General features: G+C 41.6%; 25 protein-coding genes. 10 read left to right on the top strand and 15 right to left on the bottom strand.

Going from position 1 to position 24,430, the window contains the following annotated elements; all coding sequences use genetic code 11:
- Positions 1–87 precede the first annotated feature (87 nt).
- Positions 88–420, top strand: a complete 333-nt coding sequence (locus GBI66_RS06430; protein WP_151715538.1) for a HopJ type III effector protein — start codon at positions 88–90, stop codon at positions 418–420.
- A 45-nt stretch (positions 421–465) separates the two neighbouring features.
- Here GBI66_RS06430 and GBI66_RS06435 read toward each other — a convergent pair whose 3' ends face one another.
- The 5 genes from GBI66_RS06435 to GBI66_RS06455 form a co-directional block, all read right to left on the bottom strand.
- A complete protein-coding gene (locus tag GBI66_RS06435; protein ID WP_151715539.1) occupies positions 466–1,068 on the bottom strand; it encodes a flavin reductase family protein in 603 nt (200 codons plus the stop codon).
- 18 nt (positions 1,069–1,086) lie between these two features.
- On the bottom strand, positions 1,087–1,497 hold the full coding sequence (locus tag GBI66_RS06440; protein ID WP_151715540.1) for a GFA family protein: 411 nt from the start codon (positions 1,495–1,497) through the stop codon (positions 1,087–1,089).
- A gap of 117 nt (positions 1,498–1,614) precedes the next feature.
- A complete protein-coding gene (locus tag GBI66_RS06445; protein ID WP_151715541.1) occupies positions 1,615–2,274 on the bottom strand; it encodes a hypothetical protein in 660 nt (219 codons plus the stop codon).
- Positions 2,275–2,332: 58 nt separating this feature from the next.
- A complete protein-coding gene (locus tag GBI66_RS06450; RefSeq protein ID WP_151715542.1) occupies positions 2,333–3,520 on the bottom strand; it encodes a TIGR03862 family flavoprotein in 1,188 nt (395 codons plus the stop codon).
- Positions 3,513–4,157, bottom strand: coding sequence for an SAM-dependent methyltransferase (locus tag GBI66_RS06455; protein ID WP_151715543.1), 645 nt, complete (start codon positions 4,155–4,157; stop codon positions 3,513–3,515). The genes GBI66_RS06450 and GBI66_RS06455 overlap by 8 nt, the downstream gene beginning before the upstream one ends.
- A 91-nt stretch (positions 4,158–4,248) precedes the next feature.
- Between GBI66_RS06455 and GBI66_RS06460 the strand changes: the two genes are divergently transcribed.
- Positions 4,249–4,440, top strand: a complete 192-nt coding sequence (locus GBI66_RS06460; RefSeq protein ID WP_005192098.1) for a DNA gyrase inhibitor YacG — start codon at positions 4,249–4,251, stop codon at positions 4,438–4,440.
- A gap of 263 nt (positions 4,441–4,703) precedes the next feature.
- Positions 4,704–6,440: a hypothetical protein gene (locus GBI66_RS06465; RefSeq protein WP_151715544.1), complete on the top strand. Its 1,737-nt coding sequence runs from the start codon at positions 4,704–4,706 to the stop codon at positions 6,438–6,440.
- A 53-nt stretch (positions 6,441–6,493) separates the two neighbouring features.
- Here the strand turns inward: GBI66_RS06465 and GBI66_RS06470 are convergent, their stop codons facing one another.
- The 5 genes from GBI66_RS06470 to GBI66_RS06490 all read right to left on the bottom strand — a co-directional run bounded on the left by GBI66_RS06470 (position 6,494) and on the right by GBI66_RS06490 (position 10,934).
- Positions 6,494–7,138: an MBL fold metallo-hydrolase gene (locus GBI66_RS06470; protein ID WP_151715545.1), complete on the bottom strand. Its 645-nt coding sequence runs from the start codon at positions 7,136–7,138 to the stop codon at positions 6,494–6,496.
- A gap of 29 nt (positions 7,139–7,167) precedes the next feature.
- Entirely contained in the window at positions 7,168–8,184 is a 1,017-nt protein-coding gene (hemH, locus tag GBI66_RS06475) for a ferrochelatase (protein WP_151715546.1), read from the bottom strand.
- Between the two features lie 70 nt (positions 8,185–8,254).
- A complete protein-coding gene (locus GBI66_RS06480; RefSeq protein WP_151715547.1) occupies positions 8,255–9,283 on the bottom strand; it encodes a DUF4062 domain-containing protein in 1,029 nt (342 codons plus the stop codon).
- Positions 9,284–9,379: 96 nt separating this feature from the next.
- Entirely contained in the window at positions 9,380–10,267 is an 888-nt protein-coding gene (murI, locus tag GBI66_RS06485; protein WP_151715548.1) for a glutamate racemase, read from the bottom strand.
- Between the two features lie 43 nt (positions 10,268–10,310).
- Positions 10,311–10,934: a DUF1285 domain-containing protein gene (locus GBI66_RS06490; protein ID WP_005192084.1), complete on the bottom strand. Its 624-nt coding sequence runs from the start codon at positions 10,932–10,934 to the stop codon at positions 10,311–10,313.
- A 186-nt stretch (positions 10,935–11,120) separates the two neighbouring features.
- On the opposite strand from GBI66_RS06490, the gene GBI66_RS06495 reads away from it, so the two are divergent.
- Positions 11,121–12,833, top strand: a complete 1,713-nt coding sequence (locus GBI66_RS06495; protein ID WP_005192081.1) for an electron transfer flavoprotein-ubiquinone oxidoreductase — start codon at positions 11,121–11,123, stop codon at positions 12,831–12,833.
- Positions 12,834–12,902: 69 nt separating this feature from the next.
- Here the strand turns inward: GBI66_RS06495 and tusA are convergent, their stop codons facing one another.
- A complete protein-coding gene (gene tusA / locus GBI66_RS06500; protein WP_004802398.1) occupies positions 12,903–13,160 on the bottom strand; it encodes a sulfurtransferase TusA in 258 nt (85 codons plus the stop codon).
- Between the two features lie 175 nt (positions 13,161–13,335).
- Between tusA and GBI66_RS06505 the strand changes: the two genes are divergently transcribed.
- Together GBI66_RS06505 and lnt are read left to right on the top strand one after the other, a co-directional pair.
- Positions 13,336–14,175: an HlyC/CorC family transporter gene (locus GBI66_RS06505; protein ID WP_004802396.1), complete on the top strand. Its 840-nt coding sequence runs from the start codon at positions 13,336–13,338 to the stop codon at positions 14,173–14,175.
- On the top strand, positions 14,172–15,731 hold the full coding sequence (lnt, locus tag GBI66_RS06510) for an apolipoprotein N-acyltransferase (protein WP_151715549.1): 1,560 nt from the start codon (positions 14,172–14,174) through the stop codon (positions 15,729–15,731). Before GBI66_RS06505 ends, lnt begins: the two co-directional genes overlap by 4 nt.
- A 1-nt stretch (position 15,732) precedes the next feature.
- On the opposite strand, the gene GBI66_RS06515 is transcribed toward lnt, so the two are convergent.
- Positions 15,733–16,071, bottom strand: a complete 339-nt coding sequence (locus GBI66_RS06515; protein ID WP_151715550.1) for a tRNA-binding protein — start codon at positions 16,069–16,071, stop codon at positions 15,733–15,735.
- Between the two features lie 245 nt (positions 16,072–16,316).
- On the opposite strand from GBI66_RS06515, the gene GBI66_RS06520 reads away from it, so the two are divergent.
- Positions 16,317–16,580 (top strand): DUF2798 domain-containing protein, encoded by a 264-nt coding sequence (locus tag GBI66_RS06520; protein WP_151715551.1) that lies wholly within the window; start codon positions 16,317–16,319, stop codon positions 16,578–16,580.
- Positions 16,581–16,636: 56 nt separating this feature from the next.
- Here GBI66_RS06520 and GBI66_RS06525 read toward each other — a convergent pair whose 3' ends face one another.
- The 3 genes from GBI66_RS06525 to gspF all read right to left on the bottom strand — a co-directional run bounded on the left by GBI66_RS06525 (position 16,637) and on the right by gspF (position 19,041).
- Entirely contained in the window at positions 16,637–16,981 is a 345-nt protein-coding gene (locus tag GBI66_RS06525; protein WP_151715552.1) for a hypothetical protein, read from the bottom strand.
- Between the two features lie 261 nt (positions 16,982–17,242).
- Positions 17,243–17,812 carry a type II secretion system major pseudopilin GspG gene (gene gspG / locus GBI66_RS06530; protein WP_151715553.1) on the bottom strand — a complete coding sequence of 190 codons (570 nt, stop codon included), beginning with the start codon at positions 17,810–17,812 and terminating at the stop codon, positions 17,243–17,245.
- Between the two features lie 23 nt (positions 17,813–17,835).
- Positions 17,836–19,041 carry a type II secretion system inner membrane protein GspF gene (gene gspF, locus GBI66_RS06535; RefSeq protein WP_005192058.1) on the bottom strand — a complete coding sequence of 402 codons (1,206 nt, stop codon included), beginning with the start codon at positions 19,039–19,041 and terminating at the stop codon, positions 17,836–17,838.
- Positions 19,042–19,254: 213 nt separating this feature from the next.
- Here gspF and GBI66_RS06540 point away from each other — a divergent pair, with 213 nt between their 5' ends.
- The 3 genes from GBI66_RS06540 (at position 19,255) to hslO (ending at position 24,401) form a co-directional block, all read left to right on the top strand.
- A complete protein-coding gene (locus GBI66_RS06540; RefSeq protein ID WP_373885779.1) occupies positions 19,255–21,480 on the top strand; it encodes a primosomal protein N' in 2,226 nt (741 codons plus the stop codon).
- Between the two features lie 108 nt (positions 21,481–21,588).
- A complete protein-coding gene (locus GBI66_RS06545; RefSeq protein ID WP_151715554.1) occupies positions 21,589–23,406 on the top strand; it encodes a cation:proton antiporter in 1,818 nt (605 codons plus the stop codon).
- 119 nt (positions 23,407–23,525) lie between these two features.
- Complete coding sequence (hslO, locus tag GBI66_RS06550) at positions 23,526–24,401, top strand: Hsp33 family molecular chaperone HslO (protein WP_151715555.1); 876 nt, start codon at positions 23,526–23,528, stop codon at positions 24,399–24,401.
- Positions 24,402–24,430: the final 29 nt, after the last annotated feature.

The raw sequence follows: 24,430 nt of genomic DNA on the forward strand, positions 1-24,430 counted from the left end.
ACGTCTAGTTCAGATATCTATCGACTTCTATTCTACATTTTCAATGTTATGATGCTGCCATTGATTCAATAAACATGGAATTTTGAAATGGCTCAAAGCTTATTGGCGCAACTTAAAGATGGCTCGGCAAAATTTGCTGATGTATTGGCATTTATCGAAGCACGTTATCAACACACTCCAACAGCCTTTCAAAATGGCGCACAGTCAAATGCAGCCACAGAGAACCAAGGCAGTGCCAAAGTACTTAGCTTTGCAAAAATTGAAGGTTTGAGCCAAGCAGAGACATTAAGTTTATTTGCAGAACATTACGCTTCTGTACTGGCGACCCCTGAGGCGACTGATCACCAGAATATTCGTCAATTCATGCAACACGGTTGGGATGGCGTGAAGTTTGAAGGTGAAGCTTTAGCTGCAAAATAAGAAAAGGAGGCGCAAAGCCTCCTTTTTATTATTTCTATTCAATGGCTAAGGTCTTGTCAATTTTCGCAAGTCCGTGGTTAAACTATAAAAATCACCACCCATTTTCCCGACACTGTCCAGTTGCTGTTGATCAATCATCTGTCCATTCCAAAGCCGATCATCAACATAAATTAACTTCACATCCAGCAAAGCCACTGTACCACCCGATGGAAGCGTACTGAGTTGCAGCACTTCCCTTAACTGGCACTCATAACGAATAGGTGCATCTCTGACAGATAAAGCTGCAACGGTATGGCTTGGTTCAACCTCAATCTTGGCAAAATCAAATTCACTTTGCTCTGGTGGCAATAAAGCACAGGATAAATTCATCTTTTCCAGCAACGCTGAATTCACAATATGCACGACACATTCTCGTGTATCGATCAAATTGCGAATGGTATCTTTATCCTGACCATTTCTTGGATTGACCTGCGAATACCATAAAATGGGTGGGTTACAGCTGGCAACATTAAAAAATGAATAAGGTGCAATATTTGCTACGCCATCTACAGAAAGCGTACTAATCCATGCAATCGGTCGTGGTGAAATCCCACCAACCAATAAGCGGTAGATATCATTTGCTTCTAAATCTGAAGTCTCAAAAATCATCGCAAAAATACATCCTGCTTAAGGACGTTCAGCATATTGCGGTAAATCATCTGCGATACAATCCCATTCTGCTTTAGACGCAGCAAAAATATGCATACTTGGCTTTTGCTGTAATGGTGTATCCAATGTCCCGATTCTTAATCGATAAAGCTCAGGCTGTGCATCCCGCGAACTGATCAATGGAGAGCCACATTCGCCACAGAACCAGCGATACACGCCATATGCGGCAAACTTTTTAACCAGCTCTTCACCCTGTACAATTTTAAACGCTGTGCTGCTAATCGGTGCATTGGTTGCATAGGCCGTACCATTGGCTTTTCGGCAACGTTGACAATGGCATTGTATGATCTCACCAATTTCACCATGAATCTCATAATGAATCCCATCACATAAACAACTGCCACGATAGACCGATGAAGCTTGAGACATATCCCTATTCCTGATGAACATTTACTCAAAACTAGCATTTTTAAATGCTGAATCACAAGGCAAATCTGCTCAAGAAATATAAGCAGTTTTAAGGGAAATCACACAGCTCTTTTAAACTCAACTGATCAAGGCAGAAAATACCCCAATGATCAAAACGTAGAACAGAATAGGCAATCCTAAAAACCAAAATTTTGCCCAGCCATTGGTATGAAACACTTGGGTAACCCCGCGGTAACTCACCCAACATGAGAAGAATAAAAATGGAACTGAAATAAAGCCTAAAATTGTAGATTGATTATAGGCTTCAATATAATTTGGATATAAAAAAGTTTGGATCGCCGTTGTAATCACGATCGGCAAAGCAAAGACAAACGATTGCAGCACATACACGTGTCGGGCAAGTTGTGGATCAGCCTCTTTAACACCTGAAAACTGCAGCCTTTTCTTATACCACCAGCCTTGAATCAACCAGCCAAATGCAGCAGAAATAATCCCCATACCCAGCACCCATAACCAGTAAATTGACCAAGAATCCACAGCTGAGCTCATGAAAGAGGTTCTATTTGTTGTTTCGGCACGTAATAGCTGCTGATCGATTCGGTCCATCACCGTCACCACACCAATTAAGTAAGCAATCACAATAATGCTTTGATGATGATAGTTTTTAGATTGTGAAAAGAATTTTTTCGGTTGAAAAAATAAAGTGAACACTTGCTTCGGTTGCAATGGTTTTATTATTACGTTGTCTTGTGTTTCTACCGTCGGCTCAATATTCATATACCCTCTTCATCAATTGATTTAGCTTATTTTTATTCAAACATTTTAGCTTATTTTATCATTTGATAAATGTATTAACCCCTTCTGCTGCTGCTCTTCCAGTTGCAAAGCAGGCTGTCAGCAAATAGCCACCTGTGGGTGCATCCCAATCCAGCATTTCACCACAACAAAACACATAAGGATTAGATTGTAATTGCAGTTGTGGGGATACAGCAGTTTGCTTCACACCACCGGCACAGCTGATGGCCTCTTCGATTGGACGGAAACCATCCAAAGGAATACTCAACTGCTTAATTTGCTGAGCCATTTGCTTGGCATCTGACCATAAGCTTTTTTCGACAATTTCTCGAAGTAGATTAATTTTGACAGTGTCTAAACCTGCTTTACGCCAGAGATTGGTCAAAGACTGCTTTTTATTGCCCTGTAATTTCTTTTCTAATTGATCAATGCTGACATCAGGCAGTAAATCCAGATGTAACTGTAAACACTGTTTTTGGCCAAGCTGTGCTCTGAGATCACGACCCAGTTTATAAATCACGCCACTCTCAAAGCCGTAGTGAGTAATGATGATATCGCCATGAGTTTGCTGTTCGGATTGCACCCATGCATTGACACGCTTCAACGGCTGACCGAAGCACGCCTGCATGAACGGCGACCATGTTTTCAGCACACCAGCATTACTGGCTTGGAAAGGCTCAATTTCATTTTTTGAGAGCCATGGCTGCCAAGCACCATCACTGCCTAATTGTGACCATGACACCGCCCCACAGGCCAAAATAATGGCATCATACGTTGCACTAAAGCGCTCGGTTTGGTTCTCAATCGTAAGTTGATTATTGGATAAATCCACACAACGATGACGATAATGAACACGCACACCATCAGCCATTAATCGTTTTAACCATGCACGAAGTAAGGGGGCAGCTTTCATTTCAATCGGGAAAATGCGACCAGAGCTACCGATATAAGATTCGATCCCAAGTCCTTGCATCCAGTTCTGAATCCACTGTGCGTCCCATTGCTTAATCCATGTGCCCAACCATTCTGCACGATCATAACGTTGTATAAACGTATCCACAGGTTCAGCATGTGAAATGTTTAAACCTGTTTTACCCGCCATTAAAAACTTACGTGCCGCCGAAGGTTTTTGTTCAAACACATCAATTTCATAGTCATATTGGCTTAGAACCTCAGCAGCCATCAAACCTGCTGGGCCTGCACCAATAATTGCAACACGCTTAGGCATCAGCTTGCTCTTGAGCGTTTTGACCTTGTAACGGTTCAAAATCATCAAAGCGGGTTGCATAGCCTTCTGGTTTTCGAATGATCAACTGTTGGCACAATTCACCACGCTCTAAATATTTGATTTCAAAATGTGTTCGGGCAGAATCTGCTGCAATTTTTTGCTTTTCATGCGGCAGCTTCCACAATTCAATCAATTGTTGTTCTGCTTCATCAATATATTCAGGAATATTACTCGCCAAAGTAATTGTGCCATTCGGCTGAAGGCGAGACAGTAGAAACTCAAAGAACGGCATATTCAGCCAACGCTGCGCAGGATTATGCGGTTCTGGATTCGGATAGAGAATAAAAAATTGTTCAACTTGTGCAGGGAATAACGCATGCACCACCCAAGGAAGTGCATCCGCATGAATCGGATTTAAATATTCACGTGGTTCTAATTGATGCTGTTTCTGCATTGCCACAAATTTTTCTTTGGTTCGCTCAATTGCATACAACGTGGTGTGCGGATTTTGCTCAGTAAACAATAAGGCATGTTTACCTTTTCCTGCCCCAATCTCAACGCAAATCGGCGTGTTAGGAATGGCTATAAAATCACGAGGGGCTTGCATACGTTGTGCTTGAAATTGACGAATCGACATAATCTCATCAAACTATCTAGAAATCGGCATAAGTCTAACAACTCACCTTACTTTTGCCTAATCTATTTGCTCTTTGTTTTAGGAATTTTCTATGCCACGTACATTCCCCTGCCCGCGTTGCGGTGAAGCCAGCACTTGGGAAGGTAATCAATCTCGTCCTTTCTGTTCAGAACGCTGTAAGTTGATTGATCTTGGTGCCTGGGCCAGTGATGAGTACAAACTGCCTACACAAGATGCCCCACAAGCAGACCGCAAACGCAATGAAGATGATTATGAAGACTAATCATCTTCATTTTTCAAAAAATAAAATTAAATATTGATCATCTTAGATTTATTTTAATAAAAATTTACATATTTTAGATATGTGATTTACATCACGGTAATTTACTTTTTTATGACCCTGTGCAAATCTTAAGCTATACATTGTATTGAATAAAAATAGCAAATAACACGACAACTTATCGCTCACACTGATCCAACTTTACTCTAAATTTTATAGGGATCAGTTTGTTTAATAAAAATATTTAGACTTACCAGGATGTAATAATGAATCAGTATATTCCCTATCAACTGAAGGTTTTGGTCAACCAAATCGATCCAAACTTAGATGCCAATTGGCAGACTCATTTACAGGCACTTTTTGTCACATGCTCTCATGAAGACTGCGAAAATATCTGCCAACAGATATTGCAACTCAAAAAAATCCATTGGAATCGAAAAGAAAATAGCTTCTGCTATTTGGCCAAACATGACATCAATCTACTGGCAGAAAAAATTCAAGATGCACCCATGAAGGTATTGGTCAGAACCATTGCCAACTCCTTAGAGAAATTAAAACAATACAATGATATCTATGCAATTTCTGATTATTTAGAGAATATGCTGAGTCAAATCCATCGGATTAATATCGAAGATGACTTTGATCTACAAGAACAAAAAAAACAGGTGCTAAAAGAATTTATTTATGCTGCAGCACAAATCATCTTGGCAAAAGAACTGATCCAATTACCTCGCAATCAACGCAATATCAATACGGACATCATCAAGACTTTTATTAGCGAAGTATTTTTAAAACAACAACTACTCAAATATTCTTTTAACATCGTTCGTGCTCATCAACTACGAGAAGAAAAGCCGCATATTCTTAAATATTTTTTATATAAGCAGCAGAAATCTAGACAACTGGATATCGTTAGAACCTCTAGATATATTTTTGCACTCGCTCCGAGCAAGGAAGGATTAACAAATACATTTTCAATTCGACGCTTTTTACAAGAAGAACAATTTGAAGCCTGCGAAAACGTTTACTTTAATTCCGCCATTTTAGATTTAGATCAGATTGAAAACGAGTCACATCACGAACAGTTTCAATGGCAAGTAAGCCACATCATTACCATTGATAAACAGGTCAACCAATATGTCTCTGATGTGGTCCGCCAAATCGAACTGTATGCCAATAAAACTCTGATTCCATTTTTGATGGAACCTCTCAATCCTCAGGGCGTGTTTATTGAAAAGTTGATTGAACAGCGACTGATTGATTTTGAACAAAAGTTATGTCGCCATATTCTTGAACCAATTGCAGATGCCTTAAAACATGCTGTTCATCATAGTGATGAATGCAGCTACCTGTATCTGAGTGTCAAACAAACACTGGACGATCTAATTAGCCACTTTATTGAATTTCACTCTCAGCCTTCAATCATCTTCAATAAACAGGTCAATTTGTTCATCGCCCGACTTAAATCTTATGCCACCTTATTGCAAAAACGACATGCCGATGTGTTTACTGTATTTTCGTATGAAGATTGGAAAAAACACCACGCAGAAGCACTGGAACCAACCAATATCCTCAAAGATCTCAGCGCAAGTTCCTTACAAGAATATAAAGATGCATTTTCAGAATTAAAGGAAAATCAACGCCAACTTAAACAAAGCGCGTCACTTCTCAGTAAGCTACTAAATAAACCTCAGAAAATTAAAGATAATATTATCAAGTTAAAAGAAAAAACCACGCAAATCAAAAGACATGCGCATCAGGAAATTATTCGCATTCAACGGCGCTTTCCATCATTGATTGTGTATTTAGAGTTTGAGTCGCTCATCTCAATCAATCATAAAGAACGCCATTATGCTTTTCCTACAGGCGACAATGGTATTACACGATTACCGATTTTGATTCAAATCCCAGAAGATAAAGCGTCTTTTGACTTACAAACAATTTGTAATAGTTTGAATTTTGATGTGAATCTTGCTAATCAAAAATGGCTGGAAACAATTTGAACCACAAGCTTCTGTATAAATTCCAATCTTTATACAGAAGCTGAAATCAAAGATTAACCTGCTTTACTGGCAACAAATGGGTTAAATTGCTTCTCATAGCCAATGGTACTCATTGGCCCATGTCCTGAAATAAATTGCGTTTCATCTGGCAGGCTAAAGCATTCGCGCTGAATCGAATCTAATAGCTGCTGGTGATTGCCTTTTGGGAAATCTGTCCGCCCAATCGAACCCTTAAACAGTACATCGCCAGTCCATAGCAAGCCATGTTTAGCGTTATAGAACATCACATGACCTGGGGTATGCCCTGGTGCAAAACGCACTTCAAACTCATCATCACCCAGCTTTAATACTTCGCCACCTTCAAGCCATTGATCAACTTTTACAGGTTGCGGAATTGGGAAACCATAACGAGCCGAGACTTCTTGAATCATATCCAACCAGAACTGGTCTTCTTTGTGCGGACCAATCACAGGGATTTTCCACGCTTCAGCCAACTCACCGACTGCACCTGTATGATCAAGATGTCCATGGGTCAACCATAATGCTTTCACTTTTAAGCCCAAGCTTTCTACTTCTTTTTTAAGTACCGCAGCATCACCGCCCGCATCAATCAAAATCGCTTCTTTGCTTTCACTGTCCCACAAGATTGAGCAGTTTTGGGCAAATGCAGTAACAGGGACAATTTTGACTTGTAGCATAGAAACCTCTGGCGAAATAAAGAGTCGATTTAACGATGGGCTAAGGTATGAGTGAGTGCGTCAAGATTAGCCTGAACCAGACTGGCAAGCAAATCTATATGCGCCTGATCTGCATTCAGGGCAGGAATATAGGCATAGTCTCTACCGCCTGCATGCTGGAAAATCTCTTTATTTTGCATTGCCAACTCTTCCAACGTTTCCAGACAATCGGCTGAAAATGCAGGACTAATCACCTGCACAGACTGAACTTTTTGCTCACCCCATTGTTGTAATAGTTGGTCGGTATAAGGTTTGACCCACTCTTGTTTGCCAAAACGAGATTGGAAGCTGATTGCCCATTCATGCTCTTGCAGATGTAAAGCCTCCGCCACCAGACGCGCGGTCATTCGACAACGATCGGCATAAGGATCACCTTTATCGGCATAAGGCTGAGGAATACCGTGGAACGACATGAGTAATTTTTCAGGTTTTCCATGCTGCAATTGATAATTTAATACACTATCTACCAAAGCCTGAATAAACAGAGGATGCTGATAATAATCCTTAATCAGGGTAATACCAGGTAAGTGGCGCTGCTGTGGAATCCATTTGGCAAAGGCATCGTATAAAGGTGCAGTTGAGGTCGCAGAATATTGCGGGAACAAGGGTAATAAAATGACATGCTCTTGTGGGGTTTGCGCCAGTTGATCAAGTACATCATGAATACTGGGTTGACCATAAGTCATTGCAGGGACAACGCTAAGATCAAACTGATGATTTTCTTCTTGTAGACGCTGCTTAATCAGCAGTGTTTGTTCCAATACAATTTCACGCATTGGCGAGTCATTTGACCAAACCGAAGCATAAGCTTCAGCCACACGTTTTGGACGAAAGGTCAGGACAAATAAGTGCAGGATGATCCACCAAAGCAGTTTTGGAATCTCGATCACACGTGTATCAGATAAAAATTGCTTCAGAAAGCGTCGTACAGCTGGCACAGTAGCTGCATCAGGCGTTCCCAAATTTGCCAGAACCACCGTCACTTTAGGTTTTTGTGTCGCTAACATAGACCGCATCCGCTTTTCATTGAATTCATTCAATTACTTTAGCAGTTTTAGCGCTTTTTACTAAATTGGATTAATGCATGGTCTTAAATTGAAAAACCCGATTACTGTCCAAAACATTACTTTCCAACAATTTCTGCCCTTTGGAAGTCAGTTGCCACAACATACGCTGGCGATCATCCCGTCCAGTTGGCACAATCCATTCATTTTGACGCATTTGTAACTTGATCTCATGCAAAGCACGAATATTTACCTGCGCGCGCGACACCGCATGCGCCCGTGGCATTTCTTTGCGGGCATCGTCCAAACCCGTTTCATTCAAATATCCATTCATTCTTTTTGAAAAATATTCTTCAGGGGTCGGAGTCACAAATGCGGTGCCTAAAACATTTAACAATTGTGCCCAAGTCATTTTACGATGCGGTTTAACTTCCTTGAAGTTACCATCTTGATAAGCATGCATACGGTATTCAAATGAATAGAGTTCATGCATGGAGACTTTGGGTACATTGGTCAGTGGGTCTGCTTCACGATTCCCCAGTTCAGTTTCCAGCTGTTTCACTTTGGCACGCAATGCATCAATTTCATCGCGCAATACTTGCGTGTTTTGTGGACGTACCCAACCCACTACAGGATAACGCTCTAGCATCTGCGGCATACTGGAACGCACTGCCAACTCTAGATCTCTTAATGTGCGATAACAGAATACTTGGTCAACTTCATGTTGAAGCTGCTTTCTAAACTCTTTAAATTTTTCTTTTAACTCAGATTTATGATCATGCAGTTTTGTATCACGCGATTCTGGATCTTCATGCATAAACACAATCACAGGCTTCTGTTTGGTCATCGCATAAATATATTCCAGATGCATATAGCCCACACCTGAAACCGATTGTTCGCCATATTGGCTACCCAAGAGAATCACCACATAATCACAATCATCAATTTGACGGCGTGCAATTGATGTACTTAAAGGCGTACGTTGTTCTAAACCCCAAGACAGGAATCCCATTCCCACAAGAGTTTGTGCCAAAACCGCTCGCTCTGGTTGCATTTCATTGCCAGAGGTAGAAATAAAGACTTGATAACGAGTATCTTGCATAGGCTAAGCCCCAATTCATTTATCAATAATATCAAGTATGCATCTTGATTTTTATTAACAGCTATCCCCAATAAAATATATAAAACTGGCTCGATTTTAGATATGAAAAACACCTAGATCGTCCAAATTTCTAACTTTCCATGTTAATTGTTCTGGTATTAGGTGCTGAAGGACTGGTTGCAGTGCAACAGCATTGTTACCACTGACATAACATTCAATACGTGTAATGTTATGACGCAATTTGTCACATAATAACCCATTTTTAATTAAAATATAGGTGGTTTGTCGTGCAACTGCTTGTCCAGAATCAATTAATTTTAATTTTTCTGCAAAAATCTGATGAATCGCTTGTTTTAGAAATGGATAGTGGGTACATCCCAGCACTAAATAATCAGCGCCCTGCTCAACCACAGGTTGAAGTATCTGTTGCAAGACCTTTAAACATGCTGGACTCATTTCCTGACCAGCTTCCACAAACGGCACCAATTCTAAATTCGTGACCGTTAAAACATTAACGCCAGCAGGCTCCGCAAATTTAGCGATGACATCTTTGATCAACTGACCGCGAAAGGTTGCAGGTGTCGCCAGTACCGCTACAACTTTTGACTGGGTTTGAATCACGGCAGGTTTCAATGCAGGTACTAAGCCAACAATTGGAAATCGCTCACCATAATGGTCACGTAAATAATCTAAGCTAAATGCCGAAGCTGTATTACATGCGACAACCGCAATTTTGCAGCCTTGACGATACAACCATTCAATCGCTTGAGCCGTGAGCTGGCGGATTTCCTGATCACTACGTGCCCCATACGGAACATGTGCCGTATCTGCATAGTAGATAATCTGTTCATTGGGTAAATGTCGGGCAATCTCCTGTGCGACCGACAATCCACCTACCCCTGAATCAAAAACACCAATAGGCGCATCTGATGACGCATGTGGCATAGGATTGAGTAAAAGAGGCATCGATTGAACAGCTGTCATACACACTTAGGCATTGGTTTATTCGCTCTTTTAAGCTTAAACCTCAGGTGCTCAAATGCAAGACCAAATCACCACTTTTTAGTGTTAAAACCGTCTCGCCCTGCGCATTTTCAGACAAACTGCCATAGTTCACGAGATGATAAAAACTCTGACGTTGAATCAAGGCATTCATACCAAAGCGAACATGTACATAAGGCCTTAACTCACCTTCATATTCACGCATAAAAATGCGATGTTGCTCATCAACAATCACCACATCCTGATTGATCGTCGTCAGCTGCAAATAGGTTTTACCTTCGATTTCCACCTGATCTGCCTGATTAACGAGCAAAGGCTCATCTTCGACTTCAATTTCAATCTGTTCAACTGGGGTTTTAAGATAGAATTTGCCATCTTCTTTCCACAAGACTTTGCTAAACAGGTCGAGTAGCGCTTGTCGCTTGACCAATTGACCTTCGTGCCACCATTCGCCATTGGCTTTTATGCGTAGATCCATTTTGCCGCAATGCTTTGGATGCCACTGCTCCAATGGGGGAATTGACCTTTTGTGACTTTGCTGTACATCTTTTATGTATTGTGCAATGTCGATTAAGTTTTTATCATCAGAAAACATGATTTTTCCCTGATTTTCTAAAGGGTTTTGTGGAGAATCATTTTCATTTATCATAGTTTATGCCTTGATGACGAGAAAATATGACCGCTCAGCCAATTGGCGAGACCAAGGTTTAAAACTATACTAGCCCAAACGTTTGCGAGCACATACTATCATTTGTGTTCGGCAATTCAGAACACTCATGGCAGCACCGAATCGCAATATTACGGTTGCCACCCTTAAAAATATGAGGAGTCCTACATGGAACACATCGAACGTGAAGCGATGGAGTTTGACGTAGTGATCGTTGGCGCGGGACCTTCGGGTTTATCTGCTGCGATTAAAATTCGTCAATTAGCGATTGAAAACAACCTACCTGATCTTTCTGTATGTGTTGTTGAAAAAGGCTCTGAAGTAGGTGCGCATATCCTTTCTGGTGCTGTACTTGAACCACGTGCCATGAACGAATTATTTCCGAACTGGAAAGAAGAAGGTGCGCCACTGAATGTCCCTGTAACAGGTGACGAAACATATTTCTTACTGTCTGATAGCAAAGCACAAAAAATGCCGCATTGGATGGTGCCTAAATCAATGCACAACGATGGAAACTATGTGGTTTCTCTGGGTAACGTTGTTCGCTGGTTAGGTCAAAAAGCCGAAGAACTTGAAGTTTCAATCTTCCCAGGCTTTGCTGCTGCTGAAGTGCTTTACCATGAAGATGGTACGGTAAAAGGCATCCAAACAGGTGATATGGGTATTGGCAAAAACGGTGAGCCAACACATAACTTCACGCCTGGTTATGAGCTGCATGCCAAATACACATTATTTGCTGAAGGTTGCCGCGGCCACCTTGGTAAGCGCCTGATTGCCAAATACAATTTAGATAAAGATGCTGATCCGCAACATTACGGTATCGGCATTAAAGAACTTTGGGAAATTGATCCTGCAAAACACAAACCAGGTTTAGTGATGCATGGCGCTGGTTGGCCTTTGTCTGAAACAGGTTCTACTGGTGGTTGGTGGTTATATCACGCAGAAAACAATCAAGTTACCATGGGCATGATCGTAGATTTATCTTATGAAAATCCACACATGTACCCATTCATGGAAATGCAACGTTGGAAAACACACCCAACCATCAAGCAATTCCTTGAAGGCGGCAAACGTATTTCTTATGGTGCACGTGCTGTTGTGAAAGGCGGTTTCAATGCTTTACCTAAACTTACCTTTCCAGGCGGTTGCTTGATTGGTGATGATGCTGGTTTCTTGAACTTCTCAAAAATCAAAGGCTCACACACTGCAATGAAGTCAGGTATGTTGTGTGGTGAGGCAGTATTCGAAGCGATTGCAGCGGGTGTTGCAAAAGGTGGCGATCTTGCGATTGCACGTGTGCTTGAGGGCGAAGACCACTTCGATAAAGAATTAACTGCTTACACAGATAAATATAACAATTCTTGGTTAAAAGAAGAGTTATATAGCTCGCGTAACTTTGGTCCAGCGATGCATAAGTTTGGTCAATGGATTGGTGGTGCATTTAACTTTATCGATCAAAACATCTTTAAAGTACCATTCACTCTGCATGATCTTAAACAAGACTTTGCAGTGCTTAAAACTGTAGATGCTTCTACGTTTAAGCCAAACTATCCAAAACCAGATGGCAAGTTAACCTTTGACCGTTTATCTTCTGTATTCGTATCAAATACTGTACATGAAGAAAATCAGCCAGCTCATTTGAAGTTAACTGATCCATCTATTCCAGTGGATGTAAACCTACCAAAATGGGATGAGCCAGCTCAACGCTACTGCCCTGCTGGTGTGTATGAAATCATGGAAAATGATGATGGTTCTAAACGCTTCCAGATCAATGCTGCGAACTGTGTACACTGTAAGACTTGTGATATCAAAGACCCATCACAAAACATTACTTGGGTAACGCCTGAAGGTGGCGGTGGTCCGAATTACCCTAACATGTAATTCAAAATAAAAAATCCGAGTTTAGACTCGGATTTTTTATGCTTTCGTTTTATTTGGCTGAAATGACAGTTAACCCTTCTGCACCAAATAACGATATTCCGTATTGCTATTTTCATCTTGGCTTTCTTCTTTGAGTACCAACTCATGCCCAAGATGCATACAAAATTTTGGAATATCCCATGATGTTGATGGATCTGTAGCTAAGACTTCAACAATATCTCCCGACTTGGCTTTGCGAATGGCTTGATGCAACATCATCACAGGTTCAGGGCAACGTAAACCTCGCGTATTGATTTGAACAGCAGGAAGTTTTGGTTGTTCAGACATCATAAAACTCAAATATTCGAATTTTCACATTTTAGCATAAACTGCTGATATGAAAATCATCAGCAGCTTTTTGAAAAACTGTACGTTTTTTACATAGTATTATTGATGCATATCCGCTTTATCTTCGGTATGATGAAAATCATCTAATTGATATAGAGAGTCTTTAGGAAAGATCATGGTCGAGGAATCCAGTCCATCGTGGGGTATGCGTGGCTTAAGAAAATGGTTAGGTACCGCACCTGAAACCCGCGATGAATTACTCAAGTTAGTTCAAGACTCACGTCGCTTTTTAGAGCCAGATACTGTTGCTATGCTTGAGGGTGTTCTCGATCTGCCAGCAACTAAGATTCGAGAAGTCATGACGCCGCGTACAGCGATTATCAGCTTGCAGGAAGATGATCAATTACTTGATATTCTGCATGTGCTGATTGATTCGGCACATTCGCGCTTCCCAGTATTCTCTGCGGATCAAACGGATAATGTCGTTGGTATCTTATTAGCGAAAGATCTATTGCCCTTCTTAACAGAACGTAATGTCAAAGTCGATATTCGCTCACTGATGCGTCAGCCTGTATTTGTACCTGAAAGTGCACGTTCAGACCAAGTGTTGCGCATGTTGAAAAATACCCAAACCCATATTGCGATTGTCATCGATGAATATGGTTCGACTTCTGGTTTAGTCACACTTGAAGACATTCTCGAAGAGATTGTCGGTGAAATTGAAGATGAGCACGATATCGCAGACGAAGAAGCACTGTATATCGTCCCAGACAATGACCCGACCACAGCCAATACCTGGATTGTGCAGGCACTTACACCAATCGAACACTTCAACACTATTTTAGATGCAGATTTTTCTGACGATGAAGTTGAAACTATGGGCGGTTTACTGCTGCAAGAGATTGGTTTAGTGAGCGATTTACAAGGTCAAACCATTGAACTTGGCGATTGGCAATTTACCATTATTGAAGCAGATGCACGCACTATCCATCTGATTCGAGCTGTCCGTCAATGAGAACCTATTTTGAGAAGCTGTTAAATCCATCTCAAGCACAAACTCAGCTTCCTTTTATTTTTCCCCTATTGATTGCACTAATTTCAGGTGCAATCTTTAGTTTGGCTTTAGCCCCATATTATTTTTGGTGGCTTGCGATTCTGTCGCCTGCATTATTGTATGCAGTATTACGTCAACGTAGCCCACGCCAAGCTTTTGCGCTCGGTTGGGCTTATGGTTTTGGTTTATGGTTTGTCGGCGCGTTCTGGCTGTATACCTCAATCCATACCTATGGCGATACCAATGCCTTTCTAAGCATTTTGATGATTGTCTTTATGGCAGCCGCAATGGGCTTATTTACGGCCTTCCAAACATGGTTGTATCGTCGCTTTTTCCCGGAAACACCGCTGACTTTCGCGCCACTCTGGGTATTATTTGAATGGGCCAAAACTTGGGTCTTTACCGGTTTCCCGTGGTTATTTGCAGGTTATGCCTTCACTGAACGCTTACTCGATGGCTATGCACCTTTATTCGGGGTCTATGCTGTTTCATTTGTCGTGATTGTATTGGCCTGTGCCTTGGTTGAGATTTTAAATCGCCGTTGGTTCTGGGCCATTCCTTCTGCACTCCTCGTATTCGGTGCTTGGGGCGCTGGTTTTATTCAATTTGTGCAGCCTAAAGCAGCGAAGCCGCTGAGTGTTTCACTGATTCAAGGGAATATCCCGCAAGATCTGAAATGGCTGACCGAATATCAAATTAAAACCTTGGAAATCTATGCCACCCTGACGCGCGCAGAATGGGGCCGTGATCTGATCGTTTGGCCTGAATCCTCGATTCCAATGTTCCAAACTGATATTCAAGAGTTTTTGGATGCAATGGCGGCACAAGCCAAGAAAACCGATAGCGCTTGGGTCACAGGTATTCCCTATTGGGATCTAGCCAAATCGCAGCAAGTGGGTGAGCCATTGTATTACAACAGCATTATGGCATCGGGTAGCGATTCCTTTGGCTTGTATAAGAAACAACGTTTAGTACCCTTTGGTGAATATATTCCTCTGTCAGGCCTGCTGAAATGGGTACTGCCTGCGATGCAGAACGACGTCAGCATGAGTGGCTTTTCACGTGGTGAAGCCAATCAAAAACCGCTCACCGTGAAAGGACATGCGCTTGCAGCTGCCATTTGTTATGAAGTGGCCTATCCAAACCTAACCCGTCGTAATGCCGCTAATAGTGACTTCTTAATCACCGTGTCAAATGATGCATGGTTCACGGGGACGGCTGGACCTTGGCAACATCTGCAAATGGTACAGATGCGTGCCAAAGAAAATGGCCGTTGGTTTATTCGTGCCACCAATACAGGTGTGACCGCATTTATTGATCAGCATGGTCATATCGTTAAACAAGCGCCAATCGATCAAGAAGCTGTGTTACGTGGCGAATTACCTGCCATGCAAGGGCAAACGCTTTACAACCGTTTAAGTGATTACCCGATCTTGATTTTCTCATTACTTTTATTGATCGTAGGTTGGATCTATCGCCCACGTAAAGTTGATATTAGCTTCAAATCCCGTCGATAAATTACAGTAACTTTGTGCCCAGAGGAACCTCAAACTCTGGGACACAAAGCGCGACATTCCCTTCTGCATTATGAAAACCTGTCACCAAGCATTCTGATTGAATCGGTCCAATTTGTTTTTTTGGAAAATTGATGACTGCAACTACCAGTTTCCCAATCAAATCATCAGGCTGATACAGCTTGGTAATTTGCGCACTGGATTTTCTAATCCCAAGTTCTTCACCAAAATCTACCTGCAAAATATAAGCGGGTTTCCGCGCTTGTTGAAACACTTCCGCCTGAATGATTCTACCCACACGTAATTCAACCTTGCTAAAGTCATTCCATTCGATCTGTTGCATGCTTTTTCCTTTTCTCTCTTTTTAGGCCCAGTTGCAGCATAGCGAATCTATCTGACTCAATAAATACGCTTATTTTTATTTTCAATTGAGTAACTTCATGCTAAATTAATTTTGCTGACCATAAAGCCGTAAACGTTTACGTCAATCAACGTGCCAACATATCTCCAACAAGGCTTGGAGCTATTTGATCAAGATATTTTTATCTTTGATCAGGCACTGGCGTTTGTTGGTTTACGGAGTAAAAAATGCAGAGTTCAAAATCTTCTTGTTTTAATTTTCAAAAAATTCCTAATCGTTACGCATCCATTGTTTTACCTTTCTTCTTATCCATTATCATGACTTTTATTGTGTCTTGTATTAGCACGCTCAGAAGTATGGGATTTGAGCAGTTCTCTTTTTCTACGTGGATGTCGGCATGGGGAATTTCTTGGCTGATCGCATTTCCTGTGCTGCTTTTGGTGTTACCTATCGTGCGTAAAATGACAATGCTATTGGTTCGACCAGTTTAAATTTAGGCCATAAAAAAACGTAGATCTTGGGTCTACGTTTTTTGAATATCTTTGGCTTAGAAATTAATCGACAATTGCACCGATAAATAAGCCACAAGACTCGACAAAAACAGCATCGGAATATATCGGTAGGCTTTAAATACAAACTGCTCATATTTAGAAATCAGCTCCCGGTTATCCCAGACACTGGTTTTTAAGGCACTTAAAAAACACAATACAAACCACGCACTCAACATACTCAATGCAAAAAAGCCGATCATGATTTGACTGCTTCCTTCCGAAGCTTGCCATAATGTTAAGGCACCCTCGCTAAAGGGTAATAGGCTTAAGATGAGCAATACAGATTTAAGCATTGCCCAATGAAACTGATTCAGTTCATCCAACATAAAGAATGCTTTCATCTGATTTCTCCACATCTTTTTTCAATGGCTTGAATTTATTATGCAAAGCTTTGATCTAAAGAAATAGTCTATTTTTCTGCATAATTTCTTTTTCTTGTAACTATCAAATATGGGAATAATTCTTATTATAACTCTCACATATTCAATATTTTATTCATTTTATATTTTTCAAATAGTTATGTTGTTTTATTTAATTAAGAAACATTATCACTTCACTCTCTATTTATTTAATTCAAAAGTGAAGTGATATTTTATTCTACATTATGGCTGATAATAAATATCCGCATCATTTCCTTCGCCACCTTCTTTACCATCCGCGCCAAACGAATATAAATCAAATGAACGACCTTCACGGCCTGGAATTACATACTGTAAATCATTTTCCCAACTGTCTTTTGGATAGCCACCTTTGACATAACCACCCGGTAACCAATTCTTTGCGGAAGCAGGTTGATTCACCAATGCATCTAAGCCGCCATCTTGCATCGATGGGTAACGACCATTATCTAGTTTATATTGATCTAAAGCACCCGCGACACCTTTTAAGGTAATACTGGTGGTATCCACTTTGGCTTTTTCACCACGACCCATTACGTTTGGAACGATCAATGCTGCCAAAACACCAAGAATTACAATAACAACCATCACTTCAATGAGTGTAAATCCTGAGACCCGATTAAACCGAGCAACGCTCGGTCGGGTCGCAAGACGAGAAGCTATGCTTCGAGTGGCAGGATTAAGATTATACTCTGACTCTGAGTTGCAAGATTCTGCAACAGGAGAAGCATTCAAGCTACGTCCAACATTTTGTTTATCCATTGAATTATTCATATTCATCTCTTACATGTCACTCATTAGATCATATTGTTCATATTAATAATTGGCAACATTACTGCAATCACAATCACCAATACAATTGCTGCCATAAAAATCAGCATCAAGGGTTCGAGTAACGCCAGTAAAGTTGAAATAAAGGTGGTCACCTCACGATCTTGCATGGTCGATGCACGATCTAACATCCGATCCAATTCACCCGACGCCTCACCACTTCGAATCATTTGTACCATCATTGGCGGAAAATAACCGCAACGCTCCAATTGCGTTGCCAAATTACCACCTTCTGTTACACGCTCCATCGCCACTTCGATCGCATCACGAATCACCCAGTTATTACTGACTTCAGCACCAATCCGTAGGGCCTCAACCAAAGGCACACCTGAGCGGGTCAAAATCGATAAGGTACTGGCAAAACGTGCCGCATTTATACCACGTGAAAGTTTACCAAATAGTGGCAGTCTGAGCGTTAATCGGTCAAATGCATAATGCCCTGCATTGGTTCTTAAAAAACGGGTAAATACAATAATGGCAATAAAGGCAAGAATGAGCATGCCAATCCAAGTATGCCGAATAAAGGCACTGGCCTTCATCAATGCGACCGTGATCCAAGGCAAGGCTTCTTTACTTTGTTCAAAGGTTTTGACAATTTCAGGCACAACGTAGGTCATCAAACCCATCACAATCCCAAACGACATCAGCATCAGCACTATCGGGTAAATCATCGCGCCCTGAATTTTCTTCTGCATGGCAAAACGATTTTCGGTGTAATCAGACAGCTGGTCTAGAATCAAATCAAGATGTCCTGAACGCTCTCCAGCTGCAACCGTTGCAATATATAGTTCTGGGAAACGACCTGACTGTTGCATACTTTTTGCCAGTGAATGTCCTTCCAAAACCTTAGACCGTACGGCGATTAATAGGTTTTGCACATGTGATTTTTCACTTTGTTTACTCACTGCACGCAAAGCTTCTTCCAATGGAATACCAGCCGCAACTAGCACAGAAAGCTGTCGGGTCATTAATGCCAAATCATAAGCACTAAAGCTTTTTTTAAACCATGAACGTTGTTGCTGTTTGTCTTTTTGCTCAACGGCATCGACTGCAATTGGTGTCCATGCTTTATCGCGTAACTGTTGTCGAATTTGACGTGCAGAATCCCCTTCCAGCACACCTTTATGTTGCTTTCCTGAGGCATCAAGAGCGGTAAATTGATAAGCAGGCATGGTTCTGTTCTAATTGTCCCAAAATAGTTGTTGTTGCTATTGCATCCGTGTTTGCAATGAAATACGTGAGTTTCACAAGAAATTCATCGACATAACACTCCGCACTTTAGCATAATTCCATGACATGCAGTCATGCCTTGTATAAGTTGTTTTAGTCAATAACACAACCTAAAGGCTGAAGTGTCAATCGCCCCTTATATGAATGAAGCCTATATGCCTACCGAAAATTCTAACGCTATTTTGTACCGTATTCGAGTTGCAATACCCGTTTATGTGTATGACACGTTTGACTACACGGTCAGTGCTGAGCAGTACGCTCAAGCTCAAATCGGTGCACGTGTCGCGATTTCTTTTGGTCGGCAGAATCTTGTTGGGATCATTACCGAGAAAGTTGATCCTAACGAAGTATTTACAGGACAATTCAAACTTAAGGCCATCACAGAATTACTTGATCAGGAAACGATTCTAGACCAACAAGTTTTAACTTTGTTGACATGGTCAGCCCAATATTATCAATTCCCGATTGGCGAGGTGATGCAAAGTGCCCTACCTACCTTATTAAGACAAGGTCGCGCCTTGGATATCCTGTTTCATTTATGGAAGATCACACCGCATGAAGACCCAGCCTCCTTATTAAAACGCTCTCAAAAACAATATGATGCTTATCAGGTTTTAAAACTGCATCCACATGGCACTACTGAAAACGTGCTCAATCTAAGTGGTGTAGAAACATCAACCCTGAAAGCACTGGAAAAGAAAGGCTTGGTTGAGTGCTGTCTGGAACCGCATGATTTCACCCCCACACCTGTGCAACTGGCGCAAGTGCCTTTGACACCCAATGATGATCAGAAAAAAGCGATTCAACAGATTCTCAAAGCACAGCATCAATACCAAGCATTTTTATTGGATGGTTTGACCGGCAGCGGTAAAACTGAAGTCTATTTGCAAGTCATGTATGAGGTATTAAAACAAGGTAAACAGGTGTTGGTACTGGTGCCTGAAATTGGCCTGACGCCACAAACGGTCGCTCGTTTTAAGTCACGTTTTCATTGTGATGTGGCCTTGCTCCATTCAGGCTTAAATGACTCGAAACGCTTACAGGCATGGCAACATGCGCAAACAGGTAAAGCCTCAATTATTATTGGTACACGTTCTGCAATTTACACCCCGCTTCCTCAGCTTGGTTTAATCATCTTGGATGAGGAGCATGACCTCTCTTACAAACAACAAGAAGGTTTCCGCTATCATACCCGTGATGTGGCTTTATATCGTGGTCATTTACAGAACTGCCCTGTCATCCTCGGATCGGCAACACCTAGTATCGACAGTTATCATTTAGTGGAGTCGGGCAAATTACATTTGCTTGAACTAAATCAACGTGCGGGCGTGGCTGTACTGCCGAAAATGCATGTGGTTGATTTAAAAATCGCAAAAAAGAAACACGGACTGAGCCAAACGCTCATCGAACAGATCAAGCATACGTTAGAACGTAAAGAACAAGTGCTGATCTTTTTAAATCGACGCGGTTATGCGCCGATTCTGATGTGTGAAAGCTGTGGCTGGCAAGCCAACTGCCCACACTGTGATGCGCACTTTACCCTACATTCACAGCCTTATCATTATTTGCATTGCCATCATTGCGGCACCATCAATCGTCTGCCTGATCATTGTCCTGCATGTCAAAAACAAAGCTTAAAAACCATTGGTGCAGGCACAGCAAAACTTGAAGAACACCTACAAGAGTTATTCCCTCACCATGAAGTGATTCGGGTCGATCGTGACAGTACCAGCAAAGTGGGTAGCTGGCAGAAAATTTATGATCGCATTCAGCAAAATAAACCCAATATTTTATTGGGCACACAAATGCTGGCCAAAGGTCACCATTTCCCACATGTGACGCTCGTTGCGATTTTAGATATTGATGCAGGCTTGCTCAGTGTTGACCCACGCGCGCCTGAACGTACCGCACAGCTGATTGTACAAGTTGCTGGTCGTGCTGGTCGAGGCGAGCATAAAGGCAGTGTCTATTTACAGAGTCTGCGCCCTGATCACCCGATGTTGACCACTTTAATTGAGCATGACTACCGTACTGTCGCCAAACAAATGCTGGCTGATCGTAAAATCGCGATGTTACCACCCTATCGTTATGCAGTATTGGTTCGGGTTGAATCTAAAGATCGCGACTATAGCCAACAATTCTTAGCGGATATTGCACAACAATTGCGGACAATGGCTGGAGATTTAGTCGACATTTGGGGACCGATTCCCGCACCGATGGAACGTAAAGCAGGCCGTTATCGTGCACATATGGTGATTTTGTCTAGCGATCGAGCAAAACTGCATTTTTATTTGCGCCAATGGTGGCAACACGTCGTACACTTACCTCGCCAGCATCTACTGAGGCTATCGATTGATGTTGATCCGCAAGAGTTTAGTTAGAGGCTTAGTCTGAGCGTGTTCAAGTCATCGAACGTTTTCCAATACCATATTTTTACAGACGACTCATTTGAGTTAGTCTAGACAAAATAGAAAAATTTGAGGCATTCAATGTCTTTACTGCTACCGATTATTTTATTACTGGCTGCGACTTTAATTTTTGCTCCATTAGCAAAACGCTATGCCTCCACCACTGTTCTGGGTTATCTGATCGCAGGACTGTTACTTGGCTCCAGTGTTTCGGGCCTGATTGAAGATCCTCAACTCATCAATCAGTTGCTGCATTTTGGTATGATTGCAGTCATGTTCTTTGTCGGTTTTGCTTTTCGACCACAACAACTTTGGCTCGAGCGTAGAGGCATTCTAAAAAACAGCGGATTACAACTCCTAATCATTACTCTTGTTCTGATTGGCGCATGTTTTTTACTGTTTAATGATGTGCTAACCAGTTTAATTCTCGGATGTGCTTTAGCGCTATCCGCAGTCGCTTTACCATTACAACTCCTAGAAAAAAAACAGCAGCTCAATAACAAATTAGGCCAAGCAACTTTAGCAACCTTGCAATTTCAAGCCTTTGTTGCCGTCATCTTGATTGTGTTATTTCCATTACTCGAAGACACTGCTTCTACACGGCATGGCATTGCCTATTTTGCAGCAATCATCGCGACATTTTCAGGATTATTCTTAGCCAGCCGTTATTTAGTGCGCCCGGCATTCCGTTTCTTAGCACGGAAAAATAGTATTCACCTCATTCCTGTACTCAGTTTATTGGTCTTACTTTCTGTCATCCTCATCATGGATATTTTAAATATTCATATGCTAATTAGTGCATTTCTCGGGGGCTTATTACTGGCAGAGACAGAATTTAAAAGTGAAGTTGAACGCATTCTTGAACCCTTTAAAGATGCTGCAACAGGACTATTTTTTCTGGCGATTGGCTTGGGTCTTTCACTGCAACCCCTTATCCAAACACCATTATTGATCATCGCATCAATCTTTGGTTTAGTTGTGATCAAAGCTGCTGTTGTTACAGCAATCAGCTATTACCAACAACGCCATGCCAAGCTCAGCACCCTGTTTGCAATCACCTTGGCGCAAAGCGGCGAACTCAGTTTTATTCTGCTCAAGCTAGCAGAAAGTGAGAACATGCTGACCAAAGATCTTCTGCAACCGACCTTACTCATTGTGTTTGGTTCAATGCTATTAACCCCACTGCTATATTGGTTATTTGATTCAAAAGTTTTGCCAAAATTGCAAAAACAAGTGGCAGTACAGATTGACGATGTCCCTCAACACCCGATTCTTATTTTGGGCTTTGGCCGTTTTGGACAAGTCATCGCACGGGCCATACACGCACAAGGCAAACAATTCAGTGTCATTGATAGCAATCAACCCGATGCTGATTTTATTGAACAATATGGACATCGTTTCTTTGATGCTGATGTCACCCAAGTCGAGAACTTACGTGCAGCAGGCATTGAATATTGCAAATTATTGATTGTTGCAATTGATGATGTTGAAGACAGTATGAATCTGGCGCGGCATCTACGGTTGAACTATCCAGATTTAACCCTGTTTGTACGAGCACGTGACCGCCATCATGCGCATTTACTCAATGATTTAGGCGTACAGCATATTTGGCGTGAAACCTATGCTTCATCGTTAAATATGGCACAACAGGCATTGATTGAAACGGGTCTCTCCGTTGAAGATGCACATATTCAAATTGAGCGCTTTAAACACGAAGATGAAAAGCTGCTCATGCAGCAACATTGGTCCCATGATCAACAAGATGCTCTTGAAAACTATCCAAGTGCGATTGCAGAACTTGAGTATTTGTTTGAAAACACAAAAACTTTAAGATCAGATCGCTTGAGCAATGATCAAAACACACAAAGTGATGCAAATTCACTCAATGAAACATCTTGAGTTTTGGCAAACTGACACCATTATTGACTGCATAACCATGCACCTTTTTATAAAGCCTGAAGTGCTTTACAAGGCAAAGCGTTGCTTTGTTTTCCCCTTAGGGGGTACTGGAGAAAAATATGTCTGATTTACGCCAACGCTTTTTTATCGAAGACTGCCCTGTTCGCGGTGAAGTAGTGCATTTAGAAGAAGCGCTTCAAACTATTTTGGCGCAACGTGAATATATGCCTGCAGTACAAAGCCTGTTAGGTGAAATGCTCAGTGCAACAGCCTTACTTGCCAGTACACTCAAGATTCGTGGCCGTATTAGCTTACAGATCCAAGCAAATGGAACATTTAAATGGGCGATGGCTGAGTGCAACCATTTGGGTGAAGTTCGCGCATTGGCGGATTACGAAGAAGATCCTCGTTTCGTTGAAGGTAGCGACAGTCGTACTGTGCTTGCGGCTTTAACCAACCCAGTGCTGTTCATCAACATTGAACCTGAACACGGCGAACGCTATCAAGGGATCGTTCCACTAGATCAACCGACCTTGGCAGGTTGTTTGACACAGTATTACGATTTGTCTGCACAGATCCCAACCCACATTGTATTGGCAACCAATAACCAACGTTCGGGTGGTCTATTGATTCAGTTACTTCCTCGTAATGATGAAGAAGAGCAAAAGTTGGTTGATGAAGATCTATGGCCACGTTTAACCATGCTCACTGAAACCCTTAAGCCGGAAGAGCTGACTGATCTATCAGCAAATGAAATCCTCTATCGTTTGTATAACGAAGAAGAAGTGCGTTTACCTGAAGTTGAGAAGTTAAAGTTTGGTTGTACTTGTTCGAAAGAACGTTGTGCCAATGCCTTGATCCAAATCGGCGTTACTGCAGTTCATGAAACTTTAGAAGCGCAAAACCCGATCCAAATGGATTGTCAGTTCTGTAATACACGTTATGAATTTACCGCAGAAGAAGCTTTAGGTTTGTTCGGTGAACATTTAAGTTAATTGACTAAATGTTAAAAAATAAAAAAAGA

The sequence above is a fragment of the Acinetobacter sp. TUM15071 genome (assembly GCF_008980925.1).
Taxonomy (GTDB): Bacteria; Pseudomonadota; Gammaproteobacteria; order Pseudomonadales; family Moraxellaceae; genus Acinetobacter; species Acinetobacter dispersus.

What these genes read in the sequence shown, in the direction of transcription:
- GBI66_RS06445 (WP_151715541.1), bottom strand. Translation starts at nt 2,274, where the DNA reads ATGAATATTGAGCCGACGGTAGAAACACAAGACAACGTAATAATAAAA.
- hemH (WP_151715546.1), bottom strand. Translation starts at nt 8,184, where the DNA reads ATGTTAGCGACACAAAAACCTAAAGTGACGGTGGTTCTGGCAAATTTG.
- GBI66_RS06430 (WP_151715538.1), top strand. Translation starts at nt 88, where the DNA reads ATGGCTCAAAGCTTATTGGCGCAACTTAAAGATGGCTCGGCAAAATTT.
- GBI66_RS06525 (WP_151715552.1), bottom strand. Translation starts at nt 16,981, where the DNA reads ATGAAAGCATTCTTTATGTTGGATGAACTGAATCAGTTTCATTGGGCA.
- GBI66_RS06455 (WP_151715543.1), bottom strand. Translation starts at nt 4,157, where the DNA reads ATGTCGATTCGTCAATTTCAAGCACAACGTATGCAAGCCCCTCGTGAT.
- GBI66_RS06505 (WP_004802396.1), top strand. Translation starts at nt 13,336, where the DNA reads ATGGTCGAGGAATCCAGTCCATCGTGGGGTATGCGTGGCTTAAGAAAA.
- GBI66_RS06470 (WP_151715545.1), bottom strand. Translation starts at nt 7,138, where the DNA reads ATGCTACAAGTCAAAATTGTCCCTGTTACTGCATTTGCCCAAAACTGC.
- GBI66_RS06515 (WP_151715550.1), bottom strand. Translation starts at nt 16,071, where the DNA reads ATGCAACAGATCGAATGGAATGACTTTAGCAAGGTTGAATTACGTGTG.
- gspG (WP_151715553.1), bottom strand. Translation starts at nt 17,812, where the DNA reads ATGAATAATTCAATGGATAAACAAAATGTTGGACGTAGCTTGAATGCT.
- tusA (WP_004802398.1), bottom strand. Translation starts at nt 13,160, where the DNA reads ATGTCTGAACAACCAAAACTTCCTGCTGTTCAAATCAATACGCGAGGT.
- GBI66_RS06495 (WP_005192081.1), top strand. Translation starts at nt 11,121, where the DNA reads ATGGAACACATCGAACGTGAAGCGATGGAGTTTGACGTAGTGATCGTT.
- GBI66_RS06440 (WP_151715540.1), bottom strand. Translation starts at nt 1,497, where the DNA reads ATGTCTCAAGCTTCATCGGTCTATCGTGGCAGTTGTTTATGTGATGGG.
- GBI66_RS06450 (WP_151715542.1), bottom strand. Translation starts at nt 3,520, where the DNA reads ATGCCTAAGCGTGTTGCAATTATTGGTGCAGGCCCAGCAGGTTTGATG.
- GBI66_RS06435 (WP_151715539.1), bottom strand. Translation starts at nt 1,068, where the DNA reads ATGATTTTTGAGACTTCAGATTTAGAAGCAAATGATATCTACCGCTTA.
- hslO (WP_151715555.1), top strand. Translation starts at nt 23,526, where the DNA reads ATGTCTGATTTACGCCAACGCTTTTTTATCGAAGACTGCCCTGTTCGC.
- GBI66_RS06480 (WP_151715547.1), bottom strand. Translation starts at nt 9,283, where the DNA reads ATGCAAGATACTCGTTATCAAGTCTTTATTTCTACCTCTGGCAATGAA.
- lnt (WP_151715549.1), top strand. Translation starts at nt 14,172, where the DNA reads ATGAGAACCTATTTTGAGAAGCTGTTAAATCCATCTCAAGCACAAACT.
- gspF (WP_005192058.1), bottom strand. Translation starts at nt 19,041, where the DNA reads ATGCCTGCTTATCAATTTACCGCTCTTGATGCCTCAGGAAAGCAACAT.
- GBI66_RS06460 (WP_005192098.1), top strand. Translation starts at nt 4,249, where the DNA reads ATGCCACGTACATTCCCCTGCCCGCGTTGCGGTGAAGCCAGCACTTGG.
- GBI66_RS06545 (WP_151715554.1), top strand. Translation starts at nt 21,589, where the DNA reads ATGTCTTTACTGCTACCGATTATTTTATTACTGGCTGCGACTTTAATT.
- GBI66_RS06465 (WP_151715544.1), top strand. Translation starts at nt 4,704, where the DNA reads ATGAATCAGTATATTCCCTATCAACTGAAGGTTTTGGTCAACCAAATC.
- GBI66_RS06520 (WP_151715551.1), top strand. Translation starts at nt 16,317, where the DNA reads ATGCAGAGTTCAAAATCTTCTTGTTTTAATTTTCAAAAAATTCCTAAT.
- murI (WP_151715548.1), bottom strand. Translation starts at nt 10,267, where the DNA reads ATGACAGCTGTTCAATCGATGCCTCTTTTACTCAATCCTATGCCACAT.
- GBI66_RS06540 (WP_373885779.1), top strand. Translation starts at nt 19,255, where the DNA reads ATGCCTACCGAAAATTCTAACGCTATTTTGTACCGTATTCGAGTTGCA.
- GBI66_RS06490 (WP_005192084.1), bottom strand. Translation starts at nt 10,934, where the DNA reads ATGATAAATGAAAATGATTCTCCACAAAACCCTTTAGAAAATCAGGGA.